General features: G+C 57.7%; 20 protein-coding genes. 1 reads left to right on the plus strand and 19 read right to left on the minus strand.

Going from position 1 to position 17,350, the window contains the following annotated elements; genetic code table 11:
• Positions 1-54: 54 nt before the first annotated feature.
• From K3728_17695 to K3728_17750, 12 genes are all read right to left on the minus strand, one after another.
• Complete coding sequence (locus K3728_17695) at positions 55-1,872, minus strand: hypothetical protein (protein UWQ95480.1); 1,818 nt, start codon at positions 1,870-1,872, stop codon at positions 55-57.
• Positions 1,873-1,874: 2 nt separating this feature from the next.
• Positions 1,875-2,810: a hypothetical protein gene (locus K3728_17700; protein UWQ95481.1), complete on the minus strand. Its 936-nt coding sequence runs from the start codon at positions 2,808-2,810 to the stop codon at positions 1,875-1,877.
• A gap of 280 nt (positions 2,811-3,090) precedes the next feature.
• Positions 3,091-3,525, minus strand: coding sequence for a CopG family transcriptional regulator (locus K3728_17705; protein UWQ95482.1), 435 nt, complete (start codon positions 3,523-3,525; stop codon positions 3,091-3,093).
• A 5-nt stretch (positions 3,526-3,530) separates the two neighbouring features.
• A complete protein-coding gene (locus tag K3728_17710) occupies positions 3,531-5,528 on the minus strand; it encodes a conjugal transfer protein TraG (protein ID UWQ95483.1) in 1,998 nt (665 codons plus the stop codon).
• 15 nt (positions 5,529-5,543) lie between these two features.
• Positions 5,544-7,292, minus strand: coding sequence for a DUF3363 domain-containing protein (locus tag K3728_17715; GenBank protein UWQ95484.1), 1,749 nt, complete (start codon positions 7,290-7,292; stop codon positions 5,544-5,546).
• Positions 7,293-7,538: 246 nt separating this feature from the next.
• Positions 7,539-8,243: a lytic transglycosylase domain-containing protein gene (locus tag K3728_17720; GenBank protein UWQ95485.1), complete on the minus strand. Its 705-nt coding sequence runs from the start codon at positions 8,241-8,243 to the stop codon at positions 7,539-7,541.
• 4 nt (positions 8,244-8,247) lie between these two features.
• Positions 8,248-8,757, minus strand: a complete 510-nt coding sequence (locus K3728_17725) for a S26 family signal peptidase (protein UWQ95486.1) — start codon at positions 8,755-8,757, stop codon at positions 8,248-8,250.
• Positions 8,754-9,257 carry a DUF2840 domain-containing protein gene (locus K3728_17730; protein UWQ95487.1) on the minus strand — a complete coding sequence of 168 codons (504 nt, stop codon included), beginning with the start codon at positions 9,255-9,257 and terminating at the stop codon, positions 8,754-8,756. The genes K3728_17725 and K3728_17730 overlap by 4 nt, the downstream gene beginning before the upstream one ends.
• Entirely contained in the window at positions 9,217-9,498 is a 282-nt protein-coding gene (locus K3728_17735; protein ID UWQ95488.1) for a helix-turn-helix domain-containing protein, read from the minus strand. Before K3728_17735 ends, K3728_17730 begins: the two co-directional genes overlap by 41 nt.
• A gap of 184 nt (positions 9,499-9,682) precedes the next feature.
• Complete coding sequence (locus tag K3728_17740) at positions 9,683-10,114, minus strand: DUF2285 domain-containing protein (GenBank protein UWQ95489.1); 432 nt, start codon at positions 10,112-10,114, stop codon at positions 9,683-9,685.
• A 133-nt stretch (positions 10,115-10,247) separates the two neighbouring features.
• Positions 10,248-10,418 carry a hypothetical protein gene (locus K3728_17745; protein UWQ95490.1) on the minus strand — a complete coding sequence of 57 codons (171 nt, stop codon included), beginning with the start codon at positions 10,416-10,418 and terminating at the stop codon, positions 10,248-10,250.
• A 99-nt stretch (positions 10,419-10,517) separates the two neighbouring features.
• Complete coding sequence (locus tag K3728_17750; protein UWQ95491.1) at positions 10,518-10,775, minus strand: hypothetical protein; 258 nt, start codon at positions 10,773-10,775, stop codon at positions 10,518-10,520.
• Positions 10,776-10,872: 97 nt separating this feature from the next.
• Between K3728_17750 and K3728_17755 the strand changes: the two genes are divergently transcribed.
• On the plus strand, positions 10,873-11,103 hold the full coding sequence (locus K3728_17755; protein ID UWQ95492.1) for a helix-turn-helix transcriptional regulator: 231 nt from the start codon (positions 10,873-10,875) through the stop codon (positions 11,101-11,103).
• 13 nt (positions 11,104-11,116) lie between these two features.
• Here K3728_17755 and K3728_17760 read toward each other — a convergent pair whose 3' ends face one another.
• From K3728_17760 to K3728_17790, 7 genes are all read right to left on the minus strand, one after another.
• Positions 11,117-12,115 carry a hypothetical protein gene (locus K3728_17760; protein UWQ95493.1) on the minus strand — a complete coding sequence of 333 codons (999 nt, stop codon included), beginning with the start codon at positions 12,113-12,115 and terminating at the stop codon, positions 11,117-11,119.
• A complete protein-coding gene (locus K3728_17765; GenBank protein UWQ95494.1) occupies positions 12,112-12,675 on the minus strand; it encodes a hypothetical protein in 564 nt (187 codons plus the stop codon). The genes K3728_17760 and K3728_17765 overlap by 4 nt, the downstream gene beginning before the upstream one ends.
• Complete coding sequence (locus K3728_17770) at positions 12,672-13,385, minus strand: LuxR family transcriptional regulator (GenBank protein ID UWQ95495.1); 714 nt, start codon at positions 13,383-13,385, stop codon at positions 12,672-12,674. Before K3728_17770 ends, K3728_17765 begins: the two co-directional genes overlap by 4 nt.
• A 214-nt stretch (positions 13,386-13,599) precedes the next feature.
• On the minus strand, positions 13,600-13,938 hold the full coding sequence (locus K3728_17775) for a DUF736 domain-containing protein (GenBank protein UWQ95496.1): 339 nt from the start codon (positions 13,936-13,938) through the stop codon (positions 13,600-13,602).
• A 573-nt stretch (positions 13,939-14,511) separates the two neighbouring features.
• The gene (locus tag K3728_17780; GenBank protein ID UWQ95497.1) at positions 14,512-14,952 is read right to left on the minus strand and encodes a hypothetical protein; all 441 of its coding nucleotides are present in this window, start codon (positions 14,950-14,952) and stop codon (positions 14,512-14,514) included.
• Positions 14,953-15,069: 117 nt separating this feature from the next.
• The gene (locus K3728_17785) at positions 15,070-15,996 is read right to left on the minus strand and encodes a DUF2493 domain-containing protein (protein UWQ95498.1); all 927 of its coding nucleotides are present in this window, start codon (positions 15,994-15,996) and stop codon (positions 15,070-15,072) included.
• Between the two features lie 211 nt (positions 15,997-16,207).
• On the minus strand, positions 16,208-17,242 hold the full coding sequence (locus tag K3728_17790) for a toprim domain-containing protein (protein ID UWQ95499.1): 1,035 nt from the start codon (positions 17,240-17,242) through the stop codon (positions 16,208-16,210).
• Positions 17,243-17,350 lie beyond the last annotated feature (108 nt).

Consider the following 17,350-nt stretch of genomic DNA (forward strand, 5'->3'; position numbering starts at 1 on the left):
GTTTGAAATTTCGAAACTCTTTGGCTCTTAAATCAGACGCATCTTGCCCGAGAGTTAAGGGGACTCTGCGTCAAGTAGGTTTACGATAGCCTTTACCGCAAGACTACATGCTCGCTCCGCCGCGATGGATTGTGAGCCGTCTTCCTTCCCCATTCCCCAGTCGCAAATACCTTTGATCAGTATCCATTGACGTCCTTTATAGATGCTAGCACCGGCCACAGCATTGCCTTCCATTTCACCGCCAATCGCCTCGGGAAATGTCGCTCTCAAATCTTCAACCGTTTGTTCGTCATCAACCAGCATTTGGCCAGATAGCAGAACGCCTTCTGAAATCTGATATTCTATTCCAGTCGCCTGGGAGCGAGCAATTCTGGTGGCTTGAAGAATCCCCGGGCTTGCAGATGTGCGTTCTCCACGAGGGATCTCCTGTTCACCTTTGCGTTTAGTCTCATAGTCTTGAATATGAGTTGCAATCAAGACGTCACCAAGTTTTTGAAATTCCTGTCCATCCTTTACAGGCTTAAGGCCAAAACAAATTCCTGCACTCACGAGATACTTTATATCGAGCTCCTGCAGCACATTGGGTAGCACCATTCCCGCACTGTTGACACCCATCGACCCAGCACTCGTCCTTATGTGCACGACGCGTTGTGTAACTCCGCGTACGAACTCTTGAAGAACACCGTCGCCAACGCGCAACAATCTGCTCTGCGAAAAGCCGTGTGCATCTAGGCATGCAAAAAGTGCCGTGTCTTCACTGTCCGTAGCGGTCGTGATTGCGACCAACCCAGTCATCTTTGCGGGCACAAAATCTCTCCATGTATTTTCAAACAATCCGTCTTTGGATGCGATACGCTCACCGGCTGCCAGGAGTCTCCGTTGGCCGCTAGTATAGAACTCCTTTACATTTTGTGGCTGCGCTTCTGTGCTGCCATCTAGCTCACGAATGAAAACCTGATGAAAAAGCGTCCGCAACGAAGCTAAGTCGTTAGGTTGGTTGGTTTTCGGTCTCACCGTCGCCGCAACGCTTTCAAGGAACGCACCTAAACAGTAGCCAAAGTGTTCATGCTCTGGTGTACCGTATAAAGCAAGGATCTCTTCAGTGTTGGCGGCGTAAATCAATGGAGCGCCGCCAAGTGACTGCACAATGCGTCGGATCAATGGAAAATCATATCTTGGGAAGTACAGGTCGATTTCACGGTAGTTGAAGTCTGGAATTCCAGTGCACGTTGCCAGCCCGCGCTGCTCTGAGTAATTCTTCATGTATATGGCCGAGATTGCCCTAGTCGTAGCGGCAATTTCTTGAGGGTTCAGTGTAGTCCCTCCACGGTTGGACTCAAGTAGATCTCTAGTAATGGCCAAGTCGTCTCGGTTGAGAATTTTGGTAACCGTCGCCTTAAGCGCGCCTTCAAAATGAGCTTTGTCACCCGGATTTGCCCGGACTAATTCAAAGTCAAACTGATTTGAGCTGTATCCTGAGATAATTCTACTTAAATCGTCTGTCATACTAAAAGAGTTATGTGAGCCTAGCCGAACACGTTCAAGAATGCCCGATTGCTTGAAGTAAAACGGATAGCGATCCGGTACGTGCGCGTATCTGGCCTGACGATCTGTAATGAATTCACCGATTGTTGCACTAGTGCTTGTTGCGTCTATTACCTTGGCATCAATAAGTTTCATGAGTTCTGAAAAAAGTCTAGGTCTGGCGTTCCCATACTCAGTTAGCTGCGAGATGTTGGCTGAAAACTTGTAGGGAAGCGCAACAGTGAGCGTCCGGATGATTTCAAGATCAGTGTTTTCATCGCGTTCACGCTCTATCGCGCGCGCGGCCTCTCTGTTGAGAAAATCAAGAAATACTGGCTTTGCGTCCAAACCTAACTCACTACTTCTCTTATCTTGCCAACATGCCAGCTGGAGTCTGCTTCCAACTCGACTGAAACGAGCTTTTGCGCGGTGATCCAATCTGCGTGATTGATCTCAAGTCGACGCTGGGTTTTCGGCACATGCGCGTACACGGTACTCAAGTCCATTGTGCTGATTAATACCAGTGAACTAGTGCTGCCAGAGAATGTTACCGTTTGGGCTTTCAATAAATCTGCAACTTGGTAGAAGCGTACCCTTTCGCTTTCACGGAGTCTTCCATTTTCGAGCCGCGAACGGCGACCGGGTGCCAAAACAGGCAACGCTGCTCTTGCTGTGCTTGAAGTTGCTCCCGTGCCATCAGTCTCAAAGAGATCAAGATCAAATTCATCAACATATTTTCGAAGCAAAATTGAATGGGAGCCGGTCAAACTTCTAAAGTGTGTATGGACGCCAACACGAAAAAAAAGGTATTGAGATCGCCACCGTAGCGCAACTCCAGTGACCACCGGTAGATAGTCGCTCTCTATTTCTGACTGGTAATCGTACTTTCCTTTCTTCAGTATTTCCTTAACATTTCGCCAACTACTTGACTCATACTGGCTTGAAACAAGCTCCCTCGGTACAGTAAGAATGCGATGTGGGTGTTCCGGTTTCTTGCGAGAATAGTGTGGGTTGAGCCAAGGCTTGAAACCAATTGGCCTATCTTCTCTTGCCAATCGACGTAAGAAATAGACTCCGATTCCCATTCGAACAAATCTTGATTTGTTGCGGTGTTTTGCGATGTCTTCAGCTATGCGTGCTTGGAGTGTTTTGACTATGGTGTTGTAGCTGTCAAATGGAAGAGCGTTGTATTCTTCGGCAAAATCTATGATTTGCGCGCCGGTAAGTGGAACGCCGCGCACTGAGATAATTCTCTCAGCCAAATCGAGATAACGACTACCTTCCAATGGATTCTAAGCCTAACTTGTACCTGCTGCATGCAAGTTTTGCACGGTTGAGAGAGCAAGCGCAACGCGTTGGCCCAGTTCGCTACAAACGCCGCGAGTCAGAACCAAAGTCGTTTTTGGCCACGAGTGCCGGGTTCTTACTCTGGACACGCTTCTGCATCCGTGTGATGCGGCTTTTCTCAGTGTCCAAAACGTTAACGAAAGTCAGCTTTGTCCGTGGCATTGGTTAGCATTCATAGCGCAGCGAACTTCCGCTTTCCGCCCGCTACGGCGTTCCTCTTCAAATTCTGCCCCTCGTATCGTCGGCCTCCCCTTTGATGTCACGGCTCAGTTCCTTTGCCAACGTTGAGCCCTTCGCCAACCTCCGCGCCAGAGTCTCTACAAACCCGGCGTAACGCTCTTTTCCTTGGGCCATAGCAGCCTCTCGAAGGTCGTCCTGGACGGGAGGTATGGCGGATAGCCAAAAGCGAATGAACAGCGCAAGTGCCTCGCCCGCGATTTCCTGATCGCGCTCGAACCGTTCGATTGCCCTCGTCATTCGATCTAGGCGGCGGACCAGGGCCGCCTCGCGCTGATCTGCCTCATCGGGCGTCAGGAAGGAAGCCAGCGCCGCCTCGACGATGTGTGTCTTTGGGACACGTCTGCTGTTCGCAGTGGCCTCAAGCTGGTCGAAGAGGGCGGGATCGAAGTAAACGTTGAGGCGGACCTTTGCCATCGGTTCTAATCCGATATTCCCAAATCGTCACTCCGGTCCATCGCGGCCATCCGAGCCACAGAGCGTTCGCGTTCGAGAATTGTGTGCGCGGAAGCTGTCTTATCTTGAGTGTCGTCATCCAAGCCTTCGAATTCTGCCTCGCGCGCAGGGCGAACTAGCGCATTCTTCTGCTTTTCGGACAACTCATGCGCTCGATCTATGCCTCCTTCTTCGTCTTCGGCATTTGCGGCATCGTGGTCTTTCGCAGGGGAGGCTATCGGTGCCATCCCGCTCCAATCGTCCATTTCCGATTTGAGTGGGGACCGCGCACTGCAAGTCGGCGGTTCAATTACGCGCGCCTTGAGTTGGGTGTCGGCAAAGTATTTCACCTTTCGTGCGCGGACCGGCGGGGCGCCGGAGACCAAGACAATCTGATCGTCGGGGGGCAGTTGCATGATCTCGCCGGGGGTCAGCAGGGCACGCGCCGTTTCCTGCCGCGAGACCATCAGATGTCCGAGCCAGGGCGACAGCCGGTGACCGGCGTAGTTCTTCATGGCACGCAGTTCAGTTGTGGTTCCGAGGGCATCGGACAGACGCTTCGCGGTCCGCTCATCATTTGTCGCGAAGGCGACGCGGACATGGCAGTTGTCTAGGATGGCGTTGTTCTGTCCGTAGGCCTTCTCGATCTGGTTCAGCGACTGCGCGATCAGGAACGCCTTCAAACCGTAGCCCGCCATGAACGCCAGTTGCGTCTCAAAAAAGTCGAGGCGACCCAAGGCCGGGAACTCGTCGAGCATAAACAGGAGCCGGTGCTGCTGCGTGGTCGCTTCAAGCTCTTCGGTCAATCGTCGGCCGATCTGGTTCAGGATTAGTCGGACCAGCGGCTTGGTGCGCGAGATGTCGGATGGTGGCACCACAATGTACAGCGTCACAGGGCGCTCACCGGAGACCAGATCGGTAATCCGCCAATCGCAGTGCGACGTCACGGTGGCAACCACAGGGTCACGGTAGAGACCGAGGAACGACATCGCGGTCGAGAGAACGCCCGAACACTCGTTCGGAGACTTGTTCAAGAGCTCGCGGGCGGCTTGAGCCACGACGGGATGCGGTCGGTCTCCCAGATGCGGAGTATTCAACATCGCGTTGAGTGTCGCCTTGATGCCGCGGGTTGGATCGGAGAGGAACGTGGCTACACCGGCCAGCGTCTTGTCATCACCTGCATAGAGGACATGCAGGATGGCGCCGACCAGCAAGGAATGGCTGGTCTTCTCCCAATGACTACGCCGCTCCAGGTGCCCATCAGGATCGACGAGGATGTCGGCGATATTCTGGACATCGCGCACCTCACGGAGGCCGCGCCGGACCTCGAGGAGGGGATTGTAGGCGGCACTGTTCCCGTTCGTTGGATCGAAGCGCAGCACGGGACCGATCCGCGCGCGCCAGCCAGCCGTCAGCTGCCAGTTTTCACCCTTGATGTCATGGACAATGGCAGACCCCGGCCAGGTCAGCAGGCTGGGGATCACGAGCCCCACGCCCTTGCCGGACCGGGTTGGTGCAAAACAGAGCACATGTTCGGGGCCGTCATGGCGCAGGTAGCGTCGGTCCAGCCGACCAAGAACAACCCCGTCCTCACTGAGCAGCCCCGCTTCAGTTGCATCTGATGCCGTCGCCCATCGGGCCGAGCCATAGGTGTTGACATCGCTCGCCTCGCGGGCGCGCAGGACTGACATGAGGATAGCGGCGACGATGGCAGCGATCCCACCGGCGCCCGCGATCGCGGCACCCTCGACAAAAATACGTGGCGCGTAGGCGTCATACCAATACCACCAGAGGAAGACGTCCCAAGGTCGATAGACGGGCCAACCAAAAAGATCAGTCAATGGCGGGCCGAGCGCTGCCTGATGTCCGAGACGGAAGGCAACCCATTGTGTTGACGCCCAGAGGAACCCGAGGACTACGAGGCTGACGATCACGAGTTGGCCCCAAAGGATCGCGGTGGCTGGTGAGGTGTCGGTGCGGCGCATTGGCTTTCCTTTCAATCAACGGCTAAGGCCGCGATTGCGACCGAGGGTCCAGTCGATGCCGCCGCCTGACCGGACCATGCCAGAGACAGAGCGCCCGAGTTGCCGGTCGAGTTGCGGTGTCCAGGGCACGAGGGAGAACCCCAGCCCGTCGTCGATCATGGCGAAGCGGCCCGAGACGAGGTTGAGGCGTTGGCGGTAGGTTCCTTCGACAGCGTCGCCCTCATGGTGCCAGAAGCGCAACAGGCCCGTCTTCGTTGCGAGCTTTGCGGCCTGAGCGTCCAGTTCGCGAGCCCGCAGCGTGGAGAGGAGGTCGCGGGAGAAGTTCACCCGCTGCCCTTGCCGTTGCGCCAGCCCCATGTCGACCAGGTGATCCGCTCGGCCGTCCATGGCTGTCCGCACCTCCGCTCCGAACCCTGATCCACTGAGCGGCACACGGTCGCGTGCCAGTTGCAACCGGTCGAGCCAGGTCGCGCCCTCGGCTCCGATCTGAGCGGACAAATCCAGATCGGAGCGACCGACCAGTGCCAGCCGCGCCCGTCCGCCCGTTTTCGGAGTCCATAAGCGCGTCTCGACGATACCTCCGGGGGCGGTGTCACCGGTCGCCGCGATATCGGGAAACCGCAAGTGATGAACGCGTCCGTCGACCCCGTCGATGATTGCATAGGCGGTGCCGTGATGTTCATCCTGCAAGCCGCGTTCGACAAGCCGCCCGAGAATTGGGGTGGCGGGTGTGCCTTCGATGGCAAAGTCAAAATCCGCGCGACCTGGGCCATGGGCCAGCGCCCGATGCATGGTCTTGATGATGTCGCCGCGCAGGCCGAGATCGCGCAGTGTATTTTCTGCCCCCGGTTTCAACTCCCAGACGGTGGGGCGGATCGGCGTCGCCAATCCCAACCGTTCCAATCTCTGCGCGCGTCCGATCATCAGGCGGCGCAGTTCCGGATCGCGGGGCTCTGGCGTGCCTCGGCGCAGATCGACAATGCCCGCGTGATCGTCGGCTAATGCGCGCAGGCCTCGATCAAGGTCGGTCCAGCGTTCGGTGGTGACCTGACGTTCCAACTCGCTGGTGATCTCGCGCGCACTTCGGGGACCGAGTTCGAGCTGCACGAGATCCTCGGCGCGCGCGCGCAGACCGTGGGCGATATAGTCCCGCGAGATGACCAAATCGCGGCCATCGTCTGCCTTGCCGCGCACGAGGATATGGATATGCGGATTGTCAGTGTTCCAGTGATCGACCGCCACCCAATCGAGCTTTGTGCCGAGGTCGCGCTCGGCGCGGACCATCAGGTCGCGGGTAAAGGCGCGCAGGTCCTCGAGGTGATGGGCATCTTCGGGCGACACGATGAAGCGGAAATGGTGGCGATCTTCCTCCCAAGTTTCGGAGAAGGCAGGACCGTCAAGCGTGTCTCTGTCCTGGCCAAAGAGATCGGCGCGTTGCCCATCCTGGCCGGCCCCGTCGCGCTGCAGATACCCGATGTGTTGGGAAAGCGGAACGGACCGATATCGGCCCCCGCTGTGCCGAACAACACGGGCCTTGATGATGACGCGACGGGAGTCTCGGGAGAGCCCTTTGGCGGTTCGGGCAAATCGTCCCCGGCCTCCGATCGAACGGCCGCCGCTCGATCCGCTGAAGCGCTTGCCCGTATGGCCAGTCTTCCGGGCCGCGCGCATCACTTCGCCGACGAAGCGGGTTGCCCGGCGTGAAGGGGGGCTTCCGTTTCGGATGCGACCTGGGCGCGGTCCGAAGTCTTCATCCCGGCTCATGGCTTTGATCCTTGCTAAAAGAGAAAGCACCGTAAAAATATATTGCGATCAGAGGCTTCCCGGAAAAGTCGGCACGGTCGGTCCCGACCTGGCACGGTAAGACGGCCCAAAAAACAACCGCATGCCTGGCCACGGTGCCAGGCCTTTTATCTCGCAACTCTTCCGTTGAGATTTCGTGCTCGGCTTCGCTCTGGCAGAACTCCACGATGGAGCACGCCAGCCTGCGGCAAGGTGCGATTTCCACGCTCATGGCGTTTCCATCTCGCTGAGAGGCACAAACATGCCGATCGCAACCCCGTGGTTACCGGATTGGGGGCTGGTTTCACCCGCGTCCGACGGCGCAACCTGAGTTGCGGTAAACAGCGGTGCCTCTCGCCAATCCTGCGGTCGCAGGGGCAGTTCGTCAGCAAGAGAACCATCCTGCTGCGCACCAGTGATCGGCGCCAGAGTGGCAAGATAGGTGCGCGTTTCGGCGGGCAGCGGGCGTCCTGAAGTGAGGTAATCTTCGTATCTCGTAGGTCCCGCATTGTAGGCCGCAAGAAAGCCCGGCGATCCGAACTGGTCGTACATGGCGCGCAGATAGGCCGTTCCGGCGAGGATGTTGTCGCGGGGATCGAAAGGATCATCTCCGAAGCCGTGAGCTCTGCGCAAGTCGGCCCAGGTGCCGGGCATGATCTGCATCAGACCCATGGCGCCCGCACTGCTGACAGCGCGCGGATCACCCGCACTTTCGACCTCGATCACGGCGCTGATCCAAGGGCCTGGAATGCCAAACCTGTGCGCGGCCTCTGCGATCTGGGCGTCAAACGACTGTTCTCCGGCTGCAGCAAGCGTGCGATCTTGTGCCATCGCAACCGATGGCGCCAACGTGGGCGGCACGCACATGGTCAGCACGAGAGTCGCGGCAAAAGTGGAGCGAGAAAAGCTGGTTGGGGACGAGAAACGGGTCATGTGATCACCCTCCGGTCGTCCAGAGAGGTAGCGCTTGGCCGACAATCTGGACTGCGTTGATCGTGCCGAAGTACCGCCCGTCGAGGCTGTCATCGACATGTGCATTAAGCAGGAAGACTTCCTCCGGGCCGAGAGTGACACACCCTGTCCAACTCGGAAGGGGGAGTCCGTTCCGGTCCGTCTCTGCTGCCATCGCGATGATGGTGCCATTCACTGAGACGGCAAGGCCGTCGCGACAGACCACCATGCCAGCGGTTGCCGCAACGCGTTTGAGAAGCAAGGAGTCTACGCCCAAGTAGCCACGCTCGATCATCCAATCGGACCAGTCTAAAGGCAATTGAATGGCTGCGAGATCGCCAAGCCTTGGCGCGATCGATGGGCGCAGGACATAGAGACCGATTGGCACGCTTTCGGACTGGTTCCACACGAAAAGGGGTGTCCGGTCCAACTCTGAAGCCGTGATCAGACCGACAGAAAGACAGACCGCGATGAGGGGAGGAGTTGCGATGGTCATGGCGTCACCGCGCGACGTTTGAGCCAAGCGGCATGCCGAGCCGGTGTGTAAGGCCGGGGCTCATATCCCGCGGTCAGACGGTTGTGAACGTGCTGCCAATGGTTGGGACATACATCCTCCGGCGCGATGCCGTAGCTCTCCACGATGTCGACCGCGACCAGTGCCGCCTCGACCTTCGGCCAGCCGGACAGACGCAAAAGGACGCCTGCACCTGGCGAGACATATGGAACGGTTGAACAGCGTTGGCCTGCCTTGACGGCGCGAAGAATGTCGAGCCGACTTTCTACCGTGCCGTACTCGTTCGACGACCAGCGCACGAGTGCGAAGATTGCGCCCGGCTCGAAGGCCACCCGCTTGTCCGCGCGCGTCAGAATGGTTTCCTCTGCAACGCGCCCGAAGCGGATCCAGCGCTCGACGCGCCCCTCAATCCAAGTGAGATCGACCGTTGTGCGCATTGTCTCAGCGGTCCCGACGCAGATAGGCGGGCGAGATCGCGGCATGGCGTTTGGCAGGAAGCACACAGTCCCCGGTCTCGTCAGAGGTCGAGGTTTTCTCGCCCCGGGTGACCCAAGCCTGCAAATCATCGACCGCATAGACGACGCGCCCGCCGATCTTGGAGTAGCGAGGCCCGGTCCCATAGGTGCGGTGTTTTTCCAGTGTGCGTCCAGAGAGGCCGAGCAAGCGCGCGGCTTCCGGGGTTCTGAGGTAGCGGGGCGGTAGGCCTAAATTTGGATCGGGCATTGGGCATCTCCGGTTGGTATGCGCCGCAGCGGCGCGCCGCGAACTGTCGGAGGTCATCAAAGCGAAGAATTGACCTTGAGGGGGATGACGAAGATGGCTCGGGGATTTCATCACCCCGCCGCTTGCCATTAGGCTCGAGTGGGATGGGCGAACTTGTTGGCCGTGACTTGGTTTTTCGGAGTGCTCAATACTGACCGGTGGTCGGGCTTTGACCGAGAAGAAGGGAGCGGTACCCGCGTTCGGTCAGATGCGTTGCGTGAGCTGCGAGGCGGGCGATTTGCGCTTTGATCGAGCTCGTTCTCCAGGGCTCTTGGTCGACCCGGGATGGCCCGAAGACATGTTGGGCAATTGTCCGATAGCTGGCCTCCACCGCCCGCGCATCCAGCAATCGGCATGCCGACAGGATGCGGGCCCGCTGCTGCCGGGTCAGTCGATCTTTCGTGGGGCTGCGTCCGAGAAGGTGCTCCCGCAAACGCCGCGCGGCGACGACGCGTGTGCTCCAATGCTCATCCAGAGGCAGCAGAATGCCTAAGACGCACCTTAGATTTTTGACATCAAGGACAAGGGATGGGCCTGATTTGATCCGGAGAACGGCGACAGTCTCATCGATACGCACAGCGTCCAAAGCAACGTTTTCGAGGTTCAGCGTTGGGACAGTTTCGCCCGGCACTTCAGCAAAATAGCAGACCGCTGCAGGCGCTACTTGCGGTAGCCAAAAAACTGGTGCGTTGGGGGCTTCTAGGTCTGGATCAACAGGGAAATCGCAACCCCCAATCTGCGGGGGACGACAAGCCATCAAGCATCAGGGGGTATTGCGCGCAGTATTCTGGGTTTCGGCGCAGACATTCCCAGGCCAAGCCAGAGACATCGAGCGTTTCGATGTAGCTGTAGTCGGCTTCGTTCCGCCAATCTCGGGCCATCGACCTTCCCCCGCAAGAAATCACATCTGGGGTTGGTTTTGGAGTGCCCGACCGTCGATGCCGAGTGTCAGATATGACACCTGACAGGCACTTTTGACGTTAGGACGGGGTCGATCCGACAAGGCCGAGATACCCTCTGTCCCGCAGCCAGAGAGCCCTTTTTAGGGTCTTGTCGAACAAAGCACGCGAACCTTGTGGATCGCTCTCGACGTCAAGACCCAGAACGATTTCCGCAGCTTCTTTCCAGCTGGCCTGCTCGTGATAGGCGTCCAGAAGTCGAAGAAACGTCTTCATCATTTCGCGGTCCAGTTGGTCCGCACCCGTAAATTCAGCAATGCCATCGCGATTGATAGACAAAGCGAAGCCCTCCAATGGACCCCATAGGGGCATCCCATGGAGACATGTAGAGTATACTCCGTGGTTAAATACTCTGCAACGCGGATGAGTTCCGCGCATGGACAGCAGACGTATCCTTGCAGTTAATCTGAAGAAATTTCGGGGTGAGCGCAGTTTTTCGCAAGAAGATCTGGCTCATCTCGCTGAGCTTGACCGCACATACATAAGTGCGCTCGAGCGATCGCGGTATTCCGCGAGCCTCGATGTTCTTGACAAGCTTGCGGCCGCTTTAGGGGTCAAATCAAGCGAGTTGTTAACGGGAGAGACGTCGCCGATGGAGCCGGAATAGGAACGGCCTTCGCTTAGAAGTAGCCGTAGTAATCTGGATCAACGAAGGTAGGTTCCGATTCAAACTTTGGTGTCTCTACCACAGCGGGCGGCGGAGGAGATTTGTGTTCCACGACGGTCGGCTGGCTTTCATACTCATTTGGCTCAGGTTTAGTTTCGATCCCGTCAAACGCTTCGAATTCAAAGTGGTCTTCTTTCATGTCGAATTGAAACGGATCGTCCTTTGTATCCATCCCTGAAGAGGGATCACTGTGTTCAAGTTCAGGCTGCAATGGGTCTGGCTTTTGCTCTGTAGGGCCAAAAGTAACCAGAACGCCATCGTTCTCTTCATCTTTGAGCGACCCTTCCGCGACAAACACGTCCTCACGGTCGGCGTCTGGTTTTGGAACGTCGATCAGTTCACCGTCCGGCAATACCCATTCCTTCCGGGGAGCCATTTGTTCATCTGCCGACGGCAACTGGCCGGAATCTGTAGGGTCGCTTACCTCAAGTTTATGCACATATATGATCTCTGACGGGACGTAGAACGGTACGTCTTCCGGCCAAAGGTCAAGTTCAGGGCTATCTGTTACCGGGATACGGAACCAAGAAAGAGATCCGTGTCGATCTTCCGCAGCAAATAGGTCCCCGATCTCGCCAGGATGGCCAGTTTGCGCGTAAAATTCTGCAGCCAAATCGACACAAGCTTCGGTCAATAGGCTATAGTTATAGGTCTCGTTCTCCAAAGCACGCGCCTCGTTCAGCAGGTGATCATAGGTCACCTCCGGCAATGGCACCGATGCCCATACAACCGTGTCAGCAACCAACTCTGCAAGGTGATATGCGCTCTCATCCCTATAGATTCCGTCGTCCGGCATGAATGGAAGCGTCTGCGGAAACGCAAGTTTCGTCGTCTCGTGCAGAATGTTCGCACCAATCGTGTACTGGTGCTCGCCGTCTTCATAGAACGAAATATTGGCGTGGCCGGGTAAGCTGTTGTTGTAAACGTTCAGTCGCATTTCCCAAGTTGTCATGGTCGCTCCCCCGAAATCGAATAGAACGAAAAGCCGTCGCAGGCTGTCGTTTGGACGGTGATTGTCAGGTCGCCAAACAGGGTCTCGATGTCCCGATCAAGCGAGGCATACCCTCCCACCTCATTGGTGAGCCAATTGGGATATGGAGGGACCATGTCCGCATCGGTCAGAGCGAAGTCGTTTGCGATGAAGGCAAAGGCCTCAAAACTCGACCCGTCGTTTGCAACTCGGTCGCGCGGGACCAACACAAGACTTTGCAGATTTCGAGACGGGTTGGAGGGTGTCGCTTCGACCTCCGTGGCGCAGGATGGGATCCAGCCATCATGCAGGTCAGGAGCTGAAAGCGAGATTGTTGGGTTTGAAAACTCGGGCCGAATGACGTGCCCCAGTTGCGCCTGACTGTGAGCACGATGGACGACTTCCGAAAGAACGCGGGTGAGATCACGATGACGCTGATCTGTTGATTGATCTGCTCGCGACACCGATGAAAGGCCCAGAACGCTTAGTCCGACGGCCGCAGCCAGCAGGCAAACTGAGAAGGTTTTGATTGGTTTGGTCATCTGTAAATCTGCCCCTGCAAGGTCGCGCGCATGACAGCTTGGAGCGTATTTGCAACCCTCAGCCGCTCCCTCGCTTCTCTCATGTGCTTGACGATTGTGCTGCGATGCAGCCCCATTATTTCAGAAATATCATCGATGGTTTTGCCATCGCCAACCCAGGCGAGAACTTCCCGCTGGCGTTCCGTCAGCTCCTCACCGTCAGGAACTTGCGGGAGCAGCCTGGTCGAAAGATCGAACGCGCTCAAAACGCAAAACAACAGCTTTCGGTTTTCTACCCAAATCCGGTCGACTTGTTCTTGTTGTGAAATATCGTCAGCGCTTAGGCCAAACCCGGTGATCAAGCCTGAACCATAGTTGCGAAGGCTGATGGTGTATCCGTTCACCAGGCCAAGATCGAGACAGCGTTCGTGAATTGCAACCTGACGAGGAGAGAGTTTGCCTTCCGACTTCAATCGTCGCGTCAAATCCCAGCTGACTGCGCCCTGACTATTCAACGCCCATTCAGTATTTACGTCAGATTCAAATGCCGCACCGTTGACAAAGAACTCGTCGAACTCGTCGCCGTAGCTCGACTTCACAATGGTATCGTGTTGAGATTGTTGGGTGTTCGCCTGGCGTCGGCGCGACGCCGCATAGAAAATCCGCAGAAACCCCGCGTTCTCTAAGTCGACATGCAACCGATCCCAAAGCGCAGAAGCATCCTGCGTCATTAGGTAGGGTTCAAGATGGTCAATCGGCGTTGCGAAGTGCATTGGATAGCCTCATAGGGCTACCCTTCCCATTCCTACGCTATTCTACGCTTCAGATTTTTCAATTGGTTCGTTGGTCAAGGCAGCTTTTCGGCGAAAACTAACCGCTCTCAAGGGGCTGTTTCCTATCAGTGCGTGCCTTGCTCCGAAGTGTTCGGGGCAAGGCACATTGCCTTCAGTCGCCGTTGCGGCGGCTGCTGGGGCGCGACCAGATGAGGCTGTAGGTCTCTTCACCGCCTTCGATGATCGTGTCGTCGAAGAGGTTGGCGTAGATCGGCGCGGTGAAGCTTGGGTCGTCGAGCTTGAGGCTCAGGTAGTCGCGGCCCTCCGTAGAGCGCTTGGACCATGCGGCACCGATTTCTGCGCGGCCAACGAAGACGCGGTGGGAAGGGGCGTTGCCATTTGCGGTGCTGTCCTCGGGGACAACGCGGACCCCTTTCGCTTGCACGCTGAGGGTTACGATTTCTCCGACGAATTCGCTGCCGGTCTTCTTGAAGGTTCCGATGGTAGCCATGTCAGCTCTCCTTTTGAGTTGTCCGAGCCCGCGCCTATCGCGACCTCGATGGCGATCTTCGGGACCGGGACGATCCGCCGACGCAGCCATTTGGCCCGCAGCGCCAGCGAAGGACGGCGCGCACAGACTTTCTTGTTCCGCGAGGAATGGTGGGTGTACCCGCCGGGGGAAGAAAGTCTGGGCGCCCCGTTGCGGCTTAGGCGGTCGAGGCGTCAGCCGATCCCGATCAGATCAGCCCGTTGAGAGGTCCGTTTAGGACGCGCGGCACAAGTCATGGGAGAAGTGCTGACAGGTTCTCGCTGGACCCGGCAAGGCCCCTGCAGCGCACGTCGTAGAAAGGCAGGCAATGGCGTGCATTCGGTGCAGGTGCCCGCTTCGATGGACACATAAGCTTATGACACGCCCCGGCTCTGAGCATAAGTGGGCAGGCCTGTTGGCGCTGCAACCCGTGAGCTCCACAGTGTCGCCGTGCCATGCCTCAGGCTGAACCGCATACTTCTAGGACCGCGATCACAACGACTACCCCGCAAACTGAACAATCCGAGGGCATGATGCCAGCCAATTACCCGCCGCCTAAAGGCCCGACCGCGATTGAGGCTCAAGGGCCCTCCCCTCGAACCATCCCACAATGCGGACCCAAGCAGTTATTCCAACAAGCGCCGCTCCGATCCATGATAGGACAGTGGCAGTCGTTTCACCCGCACCGCCCAAGTCGGAAAGACCCTTCGCCGCGTGGAAACCTGCAACCCCGGCTGGCACCGCGTAAAGCAGGCCGAATAGACCACGGATCAACGTCGATCGGATGCTGACGAACACGATTTCACCCACGACCACCGTCGCGGTACCAAGAAACAACCCGGCCGCAAGTGAGACCAAAAGACCTTGCCCGGAATCATAAAGATAGACGCCCGATGCCAATCCGATCCAAAATGGGACGGCATAGACGGCCAGGTTGAACATCGCCCAGCAGATTGAAACAAGGCCGAATACGGCAAGCAAAACTAACATGATCATGGTGTGCTCCTTTTGAAGGGACTGCGCCTCCACCACCTCCAACAGCGCAAATCCATTATAGCAGAAATCGCCCCCCCCCCCCGGGAGAGGCCGGGATGGGCATTAGCGGATTTCCGATTAGGCGGAGGGGGCGAGCTTCGGACGAAAATCGAACAGTGGGATCCCCATTGAACGGGCCTTGTCGGCGAGGTTGTCGGTGATGCCTGACCCCGGAAAGACCACGAGGCCTATGGGCAGAGCCTCAATCAACGTATCGTTGCGCTTGAACGGAGCCGCTTTTCCGTGACGCGACCAGTTGGGCTTGAATACGATCTGCGGACAGCCGCGTTTATCGGCCCAAGCACTCGCGATACGCTCGGCTCCTCGCGGAGCACCTCCGTGCAAAAGTACCATGCCATCATGTTTGGCATGGACACGATCAAGCGCATCCCAGATCGCGGTGTGATCAACAGAATCGAGCCCACCGGAAAAGGCGATTTTTGGACCAACTGGCAACAGCGGTTCAAGATCGGCACGGCGCTTTGCAGCGATATGGTCGCGGCTGTCGATCAACGATGCGGTCATGGCGCGATGGTTCACATGGCTGCCAGTGCGCGGATGCCATGTCTGGCCAAGATGGGTTTCGAATAGATCTGCGGCGAGACCGCGCATAGCTTCATACGTGTTGCGTCGTTCTAGAAGCGTAAGGCCTTCGGCGATCAATGTCTCCAGTTCAACCGAGCGAACTTCCGACCCGTCTTGTTCGCGCTGCGCCCGTTTCTGCGCCTGTTCGTTGGCATCCAGATCACGATCAACCCGTGTGGCTTTGCGGTGGAAAAGGTTGGTAGTGGCCCAGAGCAAGTCGTCAAGGTCGGGCTCAAGTCGAGTGTCCGACAGAGTGACGACGAGTGCGTCGAAGATGTCAGTGACAGCCGTGCGTACGGCGTCAGCTTCTGGCAGCGGTCGCGGGTCAGGTTGATCGCTGAAGGCGTGCCAACCGTAGAGTTGCAGTTCCTCTAGAACGACAGCGGTCGAGGATTGGGTTTGAGGATAAATGTGGGACATAAGGTGGCTCCAGTTTTCGAGGGCCGCGCCTGTCGCGGCCTTCCCGGGCGACGGGAAAGCAGGGGCTGGTCGCGCCTGCATTCTCAGGGGTCCCCTTCGCGCCTGCGCGATGGGGTGGAACCGGAGCGCAGCGGAGGACGGCTTGCCGTTGCGGGTTCGCCCGGCCTCTGCTCCGCCTCGCCTGCTCTCGGAAGGCCTGCAGGCGCGGCGCTTAATCGGGTAACGCCAGGCCCGCATCCCCGGGCGCCAGTTGCGGGCGCAGATGGACGCGCAGCTCATTGAGCCCAAAAGCACGCAGATCGTCGTTGAAGTCACCAAGCCGGGGGACCAGCCGAACAACTTCAATGCTCTTATTCATCGCACGTTCCGCAAGTGCTTTTGCCGCAGAGCGACCCGCAGGATCGTTGTCGACCGCAACGTAAAGACGGCGCGTGGTTTCCGGAAGGCGTAGCGCGGAAAGGTGATTTGCGGAGAGCGCCGCAACGGCGGGCAACGCTGGCAACGCTATTCGCAACGAAAGCATCGTTTCCAGACCTTCACCCGCTGCCGTGACGTCATCAGGATTCCCCAACCAGACCCCGTTTCCCAATAGGCATCCCATCGCCTTGCGACAGGGCTCAACAGGCGCTTTCTGTGCTGTCGCAGAGTCAAACCATGTACGTTGCAAACCAGTCTGCCGGCCGTTCAGATCCGTCACCTGCGCAAGAAGCGCGGGCCATGTCTCTGGCTGCTCCAGCGGTGAATGGCCCTCCCGCCAATAATAGCAATCCGGATGAAACCGCAGCGCCTTGTGATGCGCTACATCTGAAAGCCCACGATTGATCAAATAACGTTCGGCTATTGTGCCTGCGAGGGGCCGCCCCATTGCCCAAAGACGCCGGGCGGCCTTTGGCGAGCCTCGTCCAGCGGGGGCATATGACTTCAGTCGGGGCGCGGGTTGAGGAAGAACCAAGAAGCGACGCGCCTCTTCGAGAGTGTCAGTCAAAGTGCTGATCCTCATCGTGGCGGCGATCAGATCGAGTAGGTCGCCATGTTCGCCCGTGGCGGCGTCAGACCACTTTCCCGCAGCTCCGGGGCCCGACATCGGCCCGGTTAGACGGACATAAAGACTGCGACCGGGCGCATTCTCCACATTGCCAACGATCCAATATCGGCCCTGCTGGCGCCCATTGGAGAGGTAGTGGCGGCATACTGCGTCCGCATCGGCGGCCAGTGTCCGCGCGATAACCTTTGCGGGGTGTTCCATGGACAACTCCTTTCGTCAGCACCGACAAAAAAGGGGCCCACCGTTTCCGATGGGCCCAAGGTGTCCGGCCGTGTCGGGTGGCCTGGGGGGACGGTTCATACCCGAATG

It is taken from the genome of Rhodobacteraceae bacterium M385 (assembly GCA_025141835.1).
GTDB lineage: Bacteria > Pseudomonadota > Alphaproteobacteria > Rhodobacterales > Rhodobacteraceae > Gymnodinialimonas.